Source organism: Aquincola sp. J276 (assembly GCF_024700035.1).
GTDB lineage: Bacteria > Pseudomonadota > Gammaproteobacteria > Burkholderiales > Burkholderiaceae_C > Aquincola > Aquincola tertiaricarbonis.
In genome coordinates this window covers 2,536,933-2,551,341 of sequence record NZ_JAJONC010000001.1, presented here as the reverse complement: position 1 = coordinate 2,551,341, position 14,409 = coordinate 2,536,933, and the positions used below count along the sequence as shown (strand labels likewise).

At 69.1% G+C, this 14,409-nt stretch carries 11 protein-coding genes and 1 riboswitch; of the genes, 8 read left to right on the top strand and 3 right to left on the bottom strand.

Annotated features, from left to right (window positions below; genetic code table 11):
* Positions 1-73 precede the first annotated feature (73 nt).
* Both prsT and LRS14_RS11670 read left to right on the top strand, forming a co-directional pair.
* Positions 74-2,839, top strand: a complete 2,766-nt coding sequence (gene prsT, locus LRS14_RS11675) for an XrtA/PEP-CTERM system TPR-repeat protein PrsT (protein ID WP_257799633.1) — start codon at positions 74-76, stop codon at positions 2,837-2,839.
* Between the two features lie 112 nt (positions 2,840-2,951).
* The gene (locus LRS14_RS11670; RefSeq protein ID WP_257799632.1) at positions 2,952-3,821 is read left to right on the top strand and encodes a ThiF family adenylyltransferase; all 870 of its coding nucleotides are present in this window, start codon (positions 2,952-2,954) and stop codon (positions 3,819-3,821) included.
* 94 nt (positions 3,822-3,915) lie between these two features.
* Here the strand turns inward: LRS14_RS11670 and pepA are convergent, their stop codons facing one another.
* Positions 3,916-4,734: a flocculation-associated PEP-CTERM protein PepA gene (pepA, locus tag LRS14_RS11665; protein ID WP_257799631.1), complete on the bottom strand. Its 819-nt coding sequence runs from the start codon at positions 4,732-4,734 to the stop codon at positions 3,916-3,918.
* 207 nt (positions 4,735-4,941) lie between these two features.
* Between pepA and LRS14_RS11660 the strand changes: the two genes are divergently transcribed.
* The 4 genes from LRS14_RS11660 to LRS14_RS11645 all read left to right on the top strand — a co-directional run bounded on the left by LRS14_RS11660 (position 4,942) and on the right by LRS14_RS11645 (position 8,718).
* Positions 4,942-5,874 (top strand): exopolyphosphatase, encoded by a 933-nt coding sequence (locus LRS14_RS11660; RefSeq protein WP_046112840.1) that lies wholly within the window; start codon positions 4,942-4,944, stop codon positions 5,872-5,874.
* A gap of 118 nt (positions 5,875-5,992) precedes the next feature.
* Positions 5,993-7,135 (top strand): homoserine O-acetyltransferase, encoded by a 1,143-nt coding sequence (locus LRS14_RS11655; RefSeq protein ID WP_257799630.1) that lies wholly within the window; start codon positions 5,993-5,995, stop codon positions 7,133-7,135.
* Positions 7,132-7,716, top strand: a complete 585-nt coding sequence (gene metW / locus LRS14_RS11650) for a methionine biosynthesis protein MetW (RefSeq protein ID WP_257799629.1) — start codon at positions 7,132-7,134, stop codon at positions 7,714-7,716. The genes LRS14_RS11655 and metW overlap by 4 nt, the downstream gene beginning before the upstream one ends.
* A 39-nt stretch (positions 7,717-7,755) precedes the next feature.
* Complete coding sequence (locus LRS14_RS11645) at positions 7,756-8,718, top strand: MBL fold metallo-hydrolase (protein WP_257799628.1); 963 nt, start codon at positions 7,756-7,758, stop codon at positions 8,716-8,718.
* 4 nt (positions 8,719-8,722) lie between these two features.
* Here the strand turns inward: LRS14_RS11645 and LRS14_RS11640 are convergent, their stop codons facing one another.
* Positions 8,723-9,709: an LLM class flavin-dependent oxidoreductase gene (locus tag LRS14_RS11640; RefSeq protein WP_046112928.1), complete on the bottom strand. Its 987-nt coding sequence runs from the start codon at positions 9,707-9,709 to the stop codon at positions 8,723-8,725.
* 89 nt (positions 9,710-9,798) lie between these two features.
* Positions 9,799-9,903: riboswitch (TPP riboswitch) on the top strand.
* Positions 9,904-9,979: 76 nt separating this feature from the next.
* Between LRS14_RS11640 and thiC the strand changes: the two genes are divergently transcribed.
* Entirely contained in the window at positions 9,980-11,830 is a 1,851-nt protein-coding gene (gene thiC, locus LRS14_RS11635) for a phosphomethylpyrimidine synthase ThiC (protein WP_257799627.1), read from the top strand.
* Between the two features lie 168 nt (positions 11,831-11,998).
* Positions 11,999-12,604, top strand: coding sequence for an OmpW family protein (locus LRS14_RS11630; RefSeq protein ID WP_046112836.1), 606 nt, complete (start codon positions 11,999-12,001; stop codon positions 12,602-12,604).
* 1 nt (position 12,605) lies between these two features.
* Here LRS14_RS11630 and LRS14_RS11625 read toward each other — a convergent pair whose 3' ends face one another.
* Positions 12,606-14,402 (bottom strand): NAD(P)/FAD-dependent oxidoreductase, encoded by a 1,797-nt coding sequence (locus LRS14_RS11625; protein ID WP_257799626.1) that lies wholly within the window; start codon positions 14,400-14,402, stop codon positions 12,606-12,608.
* Positions 14,403-14,409 lie beyond the last annotated feature (7 nt).

Below are 14,409 nucleotides of genomic sequence, written 5' to 3'. Positions count from 1 at the left end.
ACCATCCGACGCGGCCGCGCCGTCGAGCGAACGGCGGTGATGTTCTGCTCTCCCCATGGTGGTTATCTTGGCCTTGCCCCTCTCCCGTCTGCTGAAAATCGCCGTCCTCGTCCCCGTCCTGATCGCCGGCGGTTGCGGTGGCCAGAGCAGCGGCGACCTGATCGCCTCGGCCAGGTCGTACATGGACCGCAACGACAACGCGGCGGCCATCATCCAGCTCAAGAACGCGCTGCAGAAGGACCTCAAGCTGGCCGAAGCCCGCTTCCTGCTGGGCGAAGCGCTGCTGCGCAGCGGCGATGCGGCCAATGCCGTGGGCGAACTGCGCCGGGCGCTGGAATACGGCTACCCGGCCGACGAGGCGGTGCCGGCGCTGGCACGGGCGCTCACCGCCCAGGGCCAGGGGCAGGTGGTGATCCGCGACTACGCCACCACCCGCTTCGACAAGCCCGAGGCCACCGCCAGCCTCAAGACCTCGCTCGCGATGGCCTACCTTGGCGAAAAGTCGCAGCCGCAGGCGGAACAGGCGCTGGCCGATGCACTGCAGGCCGCGCCCGACCATGCCCCCGCGCAGCTGCTGCAGGCGCGCCTGCTGGGCAACCAGGGCCGGCGCGCCGAGGCACTGGCGCTGGCCGACAAGGTAACCGCCGCCCATCCGAAGGACGCCGACGCCTGGTTCACCCGCGGCAACCTGCTGACGCTGGAGGGCCGGCGCCAGGAAGCGCTGGCCGCCTACAACACCGCGCTGGAACACCAGCCGGCGCACGGCCCGGCGCGCATCGCCAAGATCTCGCTGCTGTTTGAGCTGGGCGAGCCCGAGGCCGCCGCCGAGATCGAGAAGCTGCGCCGGGTGCCCGGCCAGCAGCGGCAGAGCCTGTTCTTCGAGGCGCAGGCGGCACTGGCCCGCGGCGACGACCAGCGCGCCTACGAGCTGATCCAGCAGGTGCTCAAGGCCGCGCCCAACCATGCGTTGTCGCTGCAGGTGGCCGGCGGGCTGGAGCTCAAGCGCGGCCGCGTGCTGGTGGCCGAGCGCACGCTGGCCAAGGCGCTGCAGCTCTCGCCCGACCTGCCCGCGGCGCGGCGGCTGCTGGCGCAGGCCTACGTGCGCCTCGGCCAGCCCGCCAAGGCGCTGGCCACGCTGGAGCCGCTGCTGGCGGCCGCCAAGCCCGACAGCGAAGCCCTGCTCATCGCCGGCGAGGTGCAGCTGCTGATGGGCCAGGCCGACAAGGCCGAGCAGCTGTTCCGCCAGTCGGTGCAGGCCGCGCCCGACCAGCCGCGCAGCCGCACGGCGCTGGCCGCGCTGCAGCTGCAGCGCAACCAGAGCCCGGCCGCGCTCGACGAGCTGAAGTCCATCGCCGCCGAGGACAAGACCGGCTCGCAGACCGACATGGTGGTCATCAGCTACTACGTGGGCCGTGGCGAAACCGCCCAGGCGCTGCAGGCCATCGAGCGCCTGGAAGCCAAGCAGCCCGGCAAGCCGCTGGCCGCCCAGCTGCGCGGTGGGCTGCAGCTGCGGCAGAACGACCTGGCCGGCGCCCGTGCGTCCTTCGAGCGGGCGGTGGGCCTGGACGCCACCTACATGCCGGCGGTGCTGCGGCTGGTGGAGCTGGACCTGCGCGAGAACAAGCGTGATGCCGCGCGTGCACGCTTCGAGAAGGTGCTGGCCGCCGACAAGCGCAACCTCCAGGCGCAGCTCGGCCTGGCGGGCCTGATGGCGCGTGACCGCACCGAGCCCGCCAAGATCGAGGCTCTGCTGCGCGAGGCCATCAAGGCCAACCCGGCCGAGGTGCAGCCCCGGCTGGCGCTGGTGGAACACCTGCTGATACATCGCCAGCCGCAGCAGGCGCTGGAGGCGGCCCAGGCCGCGCTGGGCGCGCAGCCCGAAGGCATCGAGCTGCTGGACGCGCTGGGCCGTGCCCAGATGGCCACCGGCGACACCAACCAGGCCATCTCCACCTTCAACCGGCTGGTCGCGCTGGCGCCCGGATCGCCGCTGCCGCACACCCGCCTGGCCGAAGTGCAGCTGGCCGCCCGGAATCCGCAAGGCGCCAGGGCGCACCTGCAGCGCGCGGTGGCGCTGGCGCCCGACCTGGTGCCGGCGCAGCAGCAGCTGGTGCGCATGGCGATGACCGACGGCCGCACCGCCGACGCCCTGGCCATCGCCCGCACCGTGCAGAAGGCACGCCCGCAGGACCCCACCGGCTACCTGTGGGAAGCCGACATCGAGGCGGAAAAAGGCGGCCCGGCGGTGGCGGTGGAGCGCTACAAGGCGGTGTACGCCCGCTTCGCGCAACCCGAGCCGGTGATCCGCCTGCACCGCGCCCTGCTGCAGGCTGGACGCGCGCCCGAGGCAGAGAAGCTGGCGGCCGGCTGGATCGCCGCCCACCCCACCGAGCGTGAGCTGCGGGCCCACCTCGGCGAGGTGGCGATGATGGCGCGCGACTATCCCAAGGCCATCGCGCAGTTCAAGGCGGTGCTCGAGCACCACCCCGACTACGTGCCGGTGCTCAACAACATCGCGTGGTCGATGGTGCGCGCGGGCGACAACGGCGCGTTGGCCCATGCCCGCCGGGCCAACGAGCTGCAGCCCGAGGTGCCCGCCATCCTGGACACCCTGGCCCTGGCGCTGGCGCAGGACAAGCAGTACGACGAGGCCATCCGCGTGCAGAAGCGGGTGCTGGAACTGGCCCCCGACGAGCCGGCGGCACGCATGTCGCTGGCTCGCATCTACATGCAAGGCGGCAAGCCGGCACTGGCCCGTACCGAGTTGCAGGCGCTGGCCGCGCTGGGGGACAAGTACCCTGCGCAACCCGAAGTGCAGAAGCTGCTGGGCCAGCTTTAGTGACATCGGTCACGGTGTCCGTTGCCGGGCGCCGTGACCGCCATGCGGCCCGGCCGCCCGGCTCCGATCTCAAACTCCGATGCTTCGCGTCGCCGAGGAACAGGAGACCGCTTTGGACAACAACAACCGCTTCGACTACAGCCGCGCCTTCTCGCGCAACATCGGCTGGGTCACCGCGCAGGAGCAGGACAAGCTCGGCAGCGCCCGTGTGGCCATCGCCGGCCTGGGCGGGGTGGGCGGCGCGCATGCGCTGACGCTGGCCCGGCTGGGCATCACCCGCTTCCACATCGCCGACTTCGACCGCTTCGAGGTGCACAACTTCAACCGGCAGGCCGGCGCCTTCATGAGCACGCTGGACCAGCCGAAGGCCGACGTGATCGCGGCCATGGTGCGCGACATCAACCCGCAGGCCGAGGTCACCGTGTTCGGCGAAGGCGTGTCGCCAGACAACGTGGGCGCCTTCCTGGGCGGGGTGGACGTGTATGTGGACGGCATCGACTTCTTCGCCATCGAGGCGCGCCGGCTGCTGTTCGCCCAGGCCTATGCCCAAGGCATCCCGGCGCTGACGGCCGCACCGCTGGGCATGGGCGTGTCGCTGCTGTACTTCCAGCCGGGGCGCATGAGCTTCGAGGACTACTTCCGCGTGGAAGGCCAGCCGGTCGAGGAGCAGTACGCCCGCTTCATCGCCGGCCTGTCGCCTTCGGCGCTCAACCGCAACTACCTGGTGGCGCCCGAGGCGGTCAACTTCAAGGAGCGTCGCGGCCCGTCCACCGGCATGTCCTGCGACCTGTGCGCAGGCGTCATGGGCACGGCGGTGCTCAAGGTGCTGCTGCGGCGCGGCGCCTTGAAGCCGGCGCCGTGGGGGCTGCAGTTCGACGCCTACGAGAACAAGCTCAAGCACACCTGGCGGCCGGGCGGCAATGCCAACCCGCTGCAGCGTTTGCTGCTGCGCTTCATCCGGCCGCGGGTGGCCGGGGCCTGATCGGCGCTCCCCAAAGGAAACGGGGCCGACCCTGCGAAGGGTCGGCCCCGTTTGTCATGCAGCGCCTTCAGCCGAAGGCACCAGCGTCAGGCCATCAGGCCTTGGTGCTGCGGCGACGAGCCAGGCCCAGGCCCACCAGGGCGGCGCCGACCAGCGCCAGCGAGGCGGGTTCCGGCACATCGCTGAACACGGCCGAGGCATCACCCACGGCGGTGCCGGTGTAGTTGCCCGGGGTCAGGGCCGGGTTGAAGCTCTCGTTTTCGCCCGACACTTCGATGCGCAGGTAGAACGGCGACGGGTCGAAGAAGAAGGCCGAACCCGTGGGGGTCAGATTCAGGGCGCCGTAGTTGATGACGAACGAACCGCCGCTGGCGGCTTGGTTGCCGACCAGGGGCACGTTGGCCTGGCTGCCGGCCAGCACGATGTCGCTGCTGCCCAGCAGGATGTCTTCGCCGTTGCCGACCAGCGTGGTCGCGCCCAGGCCGGTGGTGCCGTTCAGGGACTTGGTGGTGTTCGAGCTGGTGTCAGCGTAGAAGCGCACGCTGCCCGTCAGGAAGTCGGCCAGGGCGGTGGTGCCGGCGAACGAGATGTTGCCCGACACGGTGAACAGGCCGTAGATCTGGTAGCCGCCACCGGCTTCCAGGCCGTTCAGCTGCGAGAGCTGCGAAGCGCTGCCATTCGAGTAGCCGGTGGCGTTGAAGAAGCCGGATTCGGTGAAGAACGTCGGGGCGGCCGGGCCAGCCTGCGTCTGGTTGATCGTCGCTTCGTAGCGCAGCGTGATCTTGTCGGCGGTGACGATGTTGGCGTTGGTGCCGGTCAGCGCGCCTTCCTGGACCTTGAAGGTCGGGGCGGCGGTAGCGGCGCCAATCAGGGCGGCGAGGGCGGCGCCGGCGATGAGCTTGGTCTTGAACATGTGTGGACTCCCGTGGGGTGAAAGCTGTTGCGAGCCTTTAAAGCAGACACCGTGCCACCTTGGTAATCCTCAATGAAATCAAGCACTTGGCTCAAATTCGGCGGCGCTGTTCACGGGGCGTGTAAAGGATCTCGACACTGTGGCGCGCTTCAGTCGGCGCCAGCCCTGCCGAAATCCGGCCACGCCATTCGAACACCGAAAGCCACCATGACCCAGCCCACCTACCGCCTCATCACCCGCAGCGACTTCGACGGCCTGGTTTGCGCCGTGCTGCTGAACGAGCTGAAGATGATCGACGAGATCAAGTTCGTGCACCCGAAGGACATGCAGGACGGCAAGGTGGAAGTGACGGCGCGCGACATCACCACCAACCTGCCCTACGTGCCGGGCGTGCACATGGCTTTCGACCACCATGCGTCGGAAACCCTGCGCAACACCGGCGAGCGGCCCAACCACGTGATCGACGCCAAGGCACCCTCGGCCGCCCGCGTGGTGTACGACCATTTCGGCGGCGCGGCGCGCTTCCCGACGATCGCGCCCGACATGATGGCCGCGGTGGACAAGGCCGACGCCGCCCAGTTCAGCCGCGACGAGATCCTGAATCCCAGCGGCTGGGTGCTGCTGAACTACCTGATGGACGCGCGCACCGGGCTGGGCCGCTTCCGCAACTTCCGCATCAGCAACTACGCGCTGATGATGGACCTGATCGCCTACTGCCGTAACCACGGCATCAACGACATCCTGGGCCTGCCCGACGTGAAGGAGCGGGTGGAGCTGTACTTCGAGCATGCGGAGCGCGCCAAGGAGCAGATCACCCGTTGCGCCACGGTGCACGGCAACCTGGTGGTGCTGGACCTCCGGCACGAGGAGACCATCTTCGCGGCCAACCGCTTCATGATCTACGCGCTGTTCCCGCAGACGAACATCTCCATCCACGTGATGTGGGGCGTGCAGCAGCGCAACACGGTATTCGCCACCGGCAAGAGCATCCTCGACCGCAGCAGCAAGACCGACGTGGGCGCGCTGATGCTGCAGTACGGCGGCGGCGGCCACCATGCGGCCGGGACGTGCCAGGTCGAGAACGACCAGGCGGAGAAGGTGCTGGGCGAGCTGATCGAGCGCATCAACCAGGACGGTTGAGTACACTCCAAACCCCAGCGCCGATTTGCTTCTCAGATTGCGGGCGCTCAACAAATACTGCTAAAGAGGGATGCCCGGCCCGGTGTCCGCTTCTTTGGCGGCACCGGGTTCTTTGTTGATGGCATCCCTTGGACACGTCACACCGCAGCGCATGCAGTTCGCCGAGCCGCTGCCGCTCAAGAGCGGCGCGAAGCTCGCCGACTACACGCTGGTCTATGAAACCTACGGCACGCTGAACGCCGACCGCAGCAACGCGGTGCTGGTGTGCCATGCGCTCAATGCCTCGCACCACGTGGCGGGCACCTACGAAGGCCAGGACCGCAGCGAGGGCTGGTGGGACAACCTGGTGGGCCCCGGCAAGCCGCTGGACACCGACCGCTTCTTCGTCATCGGCATCAACAACCCGGGCTCGTGCTTCGGCTCCACCGGCCCGATGCATGCCAACCCCGACCCCGCCGCCGGCGGCCGGCCCTATGGCGCCGACTTCCCGGTGATGACGGTGGAAGACTGGGTGGACGCGCAGGCCCGTTTGCTCGACCGCCTGGGCATCACCCAGCTGGCCGCGGTGCTGGGCGGCAGCCTGGGCGGCATGCAGGCGCTGAGCTGGTCGCTGCGCCATCCGCAGCGGCTGCGGCACTGCGTGGCGGTGGCCACCGCGCCCAACCTGTCGGCGCAGAACATCGCCTTCAACGAGGTGGCGCGGCGGGCCATCGTCACCGACCCCGACTTCCATGGCGGGCACTTCTATGCCCATGGCGTGGTGCCGGCGCGCGGCCTGCGCGTGGCCCGCATGATCGGCCACATCACCTACCTGTCGGACGACTCGATGGAAGCCAAGTTCGGCCGCAGCCTGCGCGCCGCCGAGCTCGGCTACAGCACGCAGGACATCGAGTTCCAGATCGAGAGCTACCTGCGCTACCAGGGCGAGAAGTTCAGCGAGTACTTCGACGCCAACACCTACCTGCTGATCACCCGGGCGCTGGACTACTTCGACCCCGCGCTCGCGCATGGCGGCGACCTGACGCGCGCCTTCGCTGCCGCGCAGGCCAAGTTCATGCTGGTGAGCTTCACCACCGACTGGCGCTTCTCGCCGGCCCGCTCGCGCGAGATCGTCAAGGCCCTGGTCGACAACCAGCGCGACGTCAGCTACGCCGAGATCGACGCACCGCACGGCCACGACGCCTTCCTGCTGGAAGACCCGCGCTACCACGCCGTGCTGCGCGCCTACTTCGCCAACGTGGCCAAGGAGTTCGCGGCATGAGTGACAGGGCGGACATGGAGACGATAGCGTCGCTGGTGCCGGTGGGCAGTCGCGTGCTCGACCTGGGCTGCGGCGACGGCGCACTGCTGGCGCACCTGCGCGAGCATCAGCAGTGCCGCGGCTTCGGCGTGGAGATCGACGATGCCAAGGTCGCGGCCTGCATCCGCCGCGACGTGAAGGTGCTGCAGCTCAACCTGGAAGAGGGCCTGGCGCTGTTCGAGGACCAGTCCTTCGACGTGGTGCTGCAGCTGGACACCCTGCAGCACCTGCGCAATACCGAGAAGATGCTGCAGGAAACCGCGCGCGTGGGCCGCATCGGCATCGTCAGCTTCCCCAACTTCGCGCACTGGCCCAACCGCATCCGCGTGGCCTCGGGCCGCATGCCGGTGACGCGGGTGCTGCCTTACGAGTGGTACGACACGCCCAACATCCGCGTGGGCACCTATGCCGACTTCGAAGTGCTGGCGCGCAAGAACGGGCTGTCGGTGATCGAGAGCTTCGGCATCCAGCACGGCCGGCCGGTGCGCCGGCTGCCCAACCTGCTGGCCAGCGTGGCGGTGTTCAAGTTCGAACGGGCCTGACTCGTCGTAACCTCCTGCGCCTTTGCACAGGAGGAAACGATGAACAAGGCATTCCGTCAACGTCTCGGTCAGGCCGCCCTCGGCCTCAGCCTGCTGGCCGCGACCGCCGCCCAGGCCGCCGCGCCGCAGGTGGGCACCCAGGCACCGGGCTTCTACCGCATGGCGCTGGGCGACTTCGAGGTGACCGCGCTGTTCGACGGCGCGATCGACCTGGACGTCAAGCAGCTCCTCACCAACGTCAAGCCGGCGCAGGTGGACAAGCTGATGAAGCAGTCCTTTGCCAGCAATCCGCTGCGCACCTCGGTCAACGGCTACCTGATCAACACCGGCAGCCAGCTGGTGTTGATCGACGCGGGCGCGGCCGGGCTGTTCGGCCCGTCGCTGGGCCAGCTGATGGCCAACCTGAAGGCCGCCGGCTACCAGCCCGAGCAGGTGGACGCGGTGCTCATCACCCACCTGCATCCCGACCACGTGGGCGGTGCCATGGCCGCCGGCCAGCGGGCCTTTCCGAATGCCACGTTGCACGTGGACCAGCGCGACGCGGCCTACTGGCTGAGCGAGGCGGAGATGGCCAAGGCGCCCAAGGAAGCGCAGGGCTTCTTCCAGGGCGCGATGGCCGCCGCCAAGCCGTACGCCGATGCAGGCGCACTCAAGACCTTCGACGGCAACACCGAGCTGGTGCCGGGCGTCCGGGCGCTGCGTGCCTATGGCCATACGCCGGGCCACAGCGTCTATGCCGTCGAATCCAGGGGCCAGAAGCTGGTGCTGTGGGGCGACCTGATGCATGTGTCGGCGGTGCAGTTCGCGCAGCCCAACGTCACCATCCAGTTCGACACCGACAGCAAGGCGGCGATGGGCGAACGCCGCAATGCGTATGCCGACGCGGCCAAGGGCGGCTACCTCGTGGCCGCGGGGCATCTGCCCTTCCCGGGCATTGGCCGGCTGCGGCCCGAGGCGGGTGGATACCGCTTCGTGCCGATCGACTACGTGCCGTACAAGTAAGGCATCAGCCTTCGCGCATCGCCTTGGCGATGAGCGAATAGGAGCGCCGGCGCACCAGCGGGTCGTGGGCCCAGGTGTTGATGACGATCTCGCCGAGCTGCAGTTCCTCGGCGATGTCCTTGAGCATCGCCGCCACCTGCGCGCCGGTGCCCACGAAGGCCTTGCGGCGCATCGGCGCCACCGTGGCCATCTCGGCCTCGGTGAAGCCGCGCGCGGCGACGGCGTCGGGCGGTTGCAGCGGGCCCAGCACGCCTCGCGCGCGGTCCACGCGCCAGCGCTCGCGGCTCAGCGCATGGTGGCGGGCTTCTTCCTCGGTGTCCGCGGCCAGCGCCCACACGCAGATGGTGGGCAGCGGCACGGGATGGCGTTCGCTGGGTTGGTAGAGCTCACGGTACAGGCGCAGCGCCTGCTCCACGCCCTGGCCGTCCATGAAGAAGTAGGCAAAGGCATAGGGCAGGCCGAAGTGCGCCGCCAGCTGCGCGCCGTAGTCGCTGCTGCCCAGGATCCACACCTGCGGCGCATGTGGGCCGCGCGGGTGGGCGGTGATGCCGTTGTGCGGCAGGCCGGCCGTCCAGGCCTGCAGGTCGCGCACCTGCTGCGGGAAGTGCTCGGCCGCATGATGGGCGTTGGGATTGAGGGCCATCGCGGTGCGCATGTCGCCACCGGGCGCGCGGCCCACGCCCAGGTCGATGCGGCCCGGGGCCAGCGCCTCCAGCACGCGGAACTGCTCGGCCACCTTGAAGGCCGAGTAGTGCGGCAGCATCACGCCCGCGCTGCCGATGCGGATGCGCTGCGTGGTGGCCGCCACCGCGGCCATCAGCACCTCGGGCGCGGTGCCGATGATGGTGGGCAGCGCATGGTGCTCGCTGAGCCAGAAGCGGTGGTAGCCCTCGGCCTCGCAATGCGTGGCCAGGCCCACGGTGTCGCGGATGGCGGCGTCTTCGCCATGGCCGGCAAGGGAAACGGATTGGTCGAGGGCGGACAACAGCAGGCTCATGCGGCCACGCTATCACCGCCCGCATGCCGCCGTGGGCGGCAGGGGCAACACGTTGACACCCGCGCCGCGGGCCTCCCACAATCGCCCCCGCTCCGGGGTGCAGGCCGACAGGCCCGCTGAGATGGTGAATCCGAACCCGCGAACTTGAACCGGTTAGTACCGGCGGAAGAAGAGCTGTTGTGTCAGGACGGGTGCGTGCCTTCGAGGGGCATGCGCCGGGCCGGCCTTCGGAGCATGCATCGCCACGCCACGAAGGAGACCCGCATGAACGCCCCCGACCAACTCGCGCAGTTGCTGCAACGCACCCGCGAGCCCTTTCCCGCTTCCACCAAGGCCTGGATCACCGGCAGCCGCGCCGACCTGCGCGTGCCGGTGCGCGACGTGGCCCTGAGCAACGGCGAAGTGGTCTCGCTGTACGACACCTCCGGCCCCTACACCGACCCCGCCGCCCTCATCGACGTGCGCCGCGGCCTGCCCGATGTGCGCGGCGCATGGATCAGCGAACGCGACGGCACCGAGCACTATGCAGGCCGCCTGCGCCATGGCCTGGACGACGGCCTGCGGCACGACGAGCGCGACAGCGCGCGCATCGCGCAGCTGCGCGCCGAGGCCGCGGCACTGCAGCGCACGCCGCGCCGCGCCAAGTCCGGTGCCAACGTCACGCAGATGCATTACGCCCGCCGCGGCATCGTCACGCCCGAGATGGAATACGTGGCCCTGCGCGAGAACGGCAAGCGCGAGTGGATGGCCGAGTACCTGGCCGATGCGCAGCGCGAGCAGCGCCTGGCCGGCAACGGCATGGGCGCGCGGCTGCCCGCCGTCATCACGCCGGAATTCGTGCGCGACGAAGTGGCCCGCGGCCGCGCCATCATCCCGGCCAACATCAACCACCCCGAGGTGGAGCCGATGGCCATCGGCCGCCACTTCAAGGTGAAGATCAACGCCAACATCGGCAACTCGGCCGTCACCAGCAGCATCGAGGAAGAGGTGGAGAAGCTGGTGTGGGCCATCCGCTGGGGCGCTGACAACGTGATGGACCTGAGCACCGGCCGCCACATCCACACCACGCGCGACTGGATCCTGCGCAACAGCCCGGTGCCCATCGGCACCGTGCCCATCTACCAGGCGCTGGAGAAGGTGGGCGGCGTGGCCGAGGACCTGACCTGGGCGCTGTACCGCGACACGCTGATCGAGCAGGCCGAGCAGGGGGTGGACTACTTCACCATCCATGCCGGGCTGCGGCTGCCGTTCATCCACCTCACGGCGCAGCGGCGCACCGGCATCGTCTCGCGCGGCGGGTCGATCATGGCCAAGTGGTGCATCGCCCACCACCAGGAGAGCTTCCTGTACACGCACTTCGAGGAGATCTGCGAGATCATGAAGGCGTACGACGTGAGCTTCTCGCTGGGCGATGGCCTGCGCCCCGGCAGCGCCGCCGATGCCAACGACGAAGCGCAGTTCGCCGAGCTGCGCACGCTGGGCGAGCTGACGAAGCTGGCCTGGCAGCACGATGTGCAGACCATGATCGAAGGCCCGGGCCATGTGCCGATGCACCTGATCCAGGCCAACATGGACGAGCAGCTGAAGCACTGCCACGAGGCGCCGTTCTACACGCTGGGCCCGCTGACCATCGACATCGCGCCGGGCTACGATCACATCGCCAGCGCCATCGGTGCCGCGATGATCGGCTGGATGGGCACCGCGATGCTGTGCTACGTGACGCCCAAGGAACACCTGGGCCTGCCCGACCGGGAGGACGTCAAGCAGGGCATCGTCGCCTACAAGATCGCGGCGCATGCAGCCGACGTGGCCAAGGGCCATCCGGGGGCGCGGGCGCGCGACGATGCGCTGTCGAAGGCGCGCTTCGAGTTCCGCTGGACCGACCAGTTCAACCTGGGCCTGGACCCGGACACCGCCCGCAGCTTTCATGACGAGACGCTGCCCAAGGACGCCAGCAAGGTGGCCCACTTCTGCTCCATGTGCGGCCCCAAGTTCTGCTCGATGAAGATCACGCAGGAGGTGCGCGAGTTCGCGGCCCGGGGCATGGGCGAGAAGTCGGCCGAGTTCCGCGCCGCAGGCGGCGAGCTGTACGTGCCCATCCAGCCCGTGGGCTGAGCGCCACGCCGCCGCAGCCGCGTGCTTGACCTGCATCAAGCGGCCGCGGCGGTGCAGCACGGCGGGGTGGCGGCTTTGCGCTGGCTCAAACGGGCGTGCGCCACCGCGCGGGGGTAATGAGGCACGGGCCGCACAAGCCCGGCCCTCTACATCCCTCAAGGAGCTCACATGAACAAGCGCTGGAACGCGCTGGCGCTCGCCGCAGCTGCCACCCTCACGATCGCCGCCGTGCCCGCTGCCGCCCAGGCGCAGGACACCGGCAACTGGATCGTGCGTGGCCGCGTGCTGCATCTCGACTCGGCGGACAAGGACAGCACTGGCCTCGACCTGAGCCTGAAGAACAAGACCTTCCCCGAGGTCGACATCACCTACTTCTTCACGCCCAACATCGCGGCCGAGCTGGTGCTGACCTACCCGCAGAAGCATGACCTGCGCGCCGGCGGCGACAAGATCGGCACGCTGAAGCACCTGCCGCCCACGCTCAGCGTTCAGTACCACTTCACCGGCCTCGGCTTCCGGCCCTACCTGGGCGCGGGCATCAACTACACCCGCTTCTCCAGCCTGGACCTGCCTGCAGGCGTGGACATCGACCGCAACAGCTGGGGCCTGGCGCTGGGCGCCGGCGTCGACGTGCCGGTGGGCAACGGCTGGCTCGTCAACGTCGACGTGAAGAAGGTGCAGATCCGCACCGACGTATCCGCCGGCGGTGCGGACCTGGGCCGCTTCAAGGTCGACCCGCTGCTGTTCTCGGTCGGGTTCGGCAAACGCTTCTGACCTACCGCCGGTGATGCGGCCCCTCCCGGCCGTACACCTCGGTGGGCAGGCCTTCCATGCGGGCCTTGAGCTGCAGCGCCAGGAACTGCGAGTAGTGCCGCGACTGGTGCAGGTTGCCGCCGTGGAACCACATCTGCGGCTGCGCGGTGGGCTTCCACATGTTGCGCAGCTCGCCTTCCCATGGGCCGGGGTCTTTCGTGGTGTCGCTGCCCAGGCCCCAGCACTTGCCCACCTGGTCGGCCACCTCGGGTGACACCAGGTCGGCCAGCCAGTTGTTCATCGAGCCGTAGCCGGTGGCGTACACCAGCAGGTCGGCCGGCAGCTCGGTGCCGTCGGTCAGCGTGACCGAGCGTGGGTTGATGCGCTCGATGTTGACGCCGCTCCTCAGCTTGATGCGGCCATCGGCCACCAGTTCGGACGCGCCCACGTCGATGTAGTAGCCCGAGCCGCGGCGCAGGTACTTCATGAACAGGCCCGAGCCGTCCTCGCCAAAGTCCAGCAGGAAGCCGGCCTTCTCCAGCCGCGCATACAGGTCGGCGTCGCGCTTCTTCATCTCCTCGTACACGGGGATGTGGAAGGTGTGCATGATCCTGTACGGCACCGAGGCGAAGATCAGGTCGGCCATGTCGGTGCTGATGCCGTTCTTCAGCGCCTGCTCGGAATACAGCCCGCCCAGCGCCAGCTCCATCAAGGAGGCCGAGGGCGCAATGTGGGTGGACGAGCGCTGGATCATCGTCACGTCGGCGCCGTTTTCCCACAGGTCGGCGCAGATGTCGTGGGCCGAATTGTTGGAGCCCAGCACCACCGCGTGCTTGCCGGCCCAGGCTGCGCCGCCGGGGTGCTGGCTGGAGTGGTGCTGCGTGCCTTCGAAGGTCTCGGCGCCAGGGATCTTCGGCACGTTGGCATAGCCCGAGACGCCCAGCGCGAACACCAGCTGCTTCGGCCGCAGCGTCACCGGCTGGCCCTCGCGCTCCACCTGCACTTCCCACGTCTGCGTGGCCTCGTCGAAGCGCGCCTTCCTCGCGATGGTGGAGCCCCAGTAGTTGAGCTCCATCACCTTGGTGTACATCTCCAGCCAGTCGCCGATCTTGTCCTTGGGCGCGAACACCGGCCAGTCGTCGGGGAAGGGCATGTAGGGCAGGTGGTCGTACCAGACGGGGTCGTGCAGGCACAGCGACTTGTAGCGGTTGCGCCAGGAGTCGCCGGCCCGAGCGTTCTTCTCGATCACGATGGTGGGCACGTCGAGCCGGCGCAGGCGTGATGCCAGGCCAATGCCGCCCTGGCCGCCGCCGATGATCACCACGTACGGCTGCTCCGTGTACCCCAGCGCCGCCTCGCGGGCCTGCTTGCGCTCCAGCCAGCTCTGGCGGCCGCCGGGCTGGGCGCCATGCTCCGCACCGGCGATGCGGCGCTCGCCCTTCTTCTCCTCGAAGCCCTTGAGCTCGGTCATGGTGGTGAGCAGCGTCCAGGCACGGCCGTTCTTCAGCCGCAGGTGGCCGCGGCCGCGGGCCACGCCGGTCTCGAAGGTGAACCAGGCTTCGATGACGCCGCCGGCTTCGCTCGCCTCGCCTTCGATGCGGAAGTGGGCGGGCGCGGTGTCGGCCAGCCGTGCCTGCAGCATCGCGCGGATGGCGTCGCGGCCTTCCTGCGTCTTGATGTTCCAGGTGAAGGCCACCAGGTCGCGCCAGTAGCACTCGTCATCGAACAGCGCGGTGGCGGCGTCGATGTCGGCGGCCGACAGCGCCGCCTCGAAGGCGGCCAGCCAGCGGGTGGCCTCGGATGTCGCAAGTTCGCTCATGCACAGG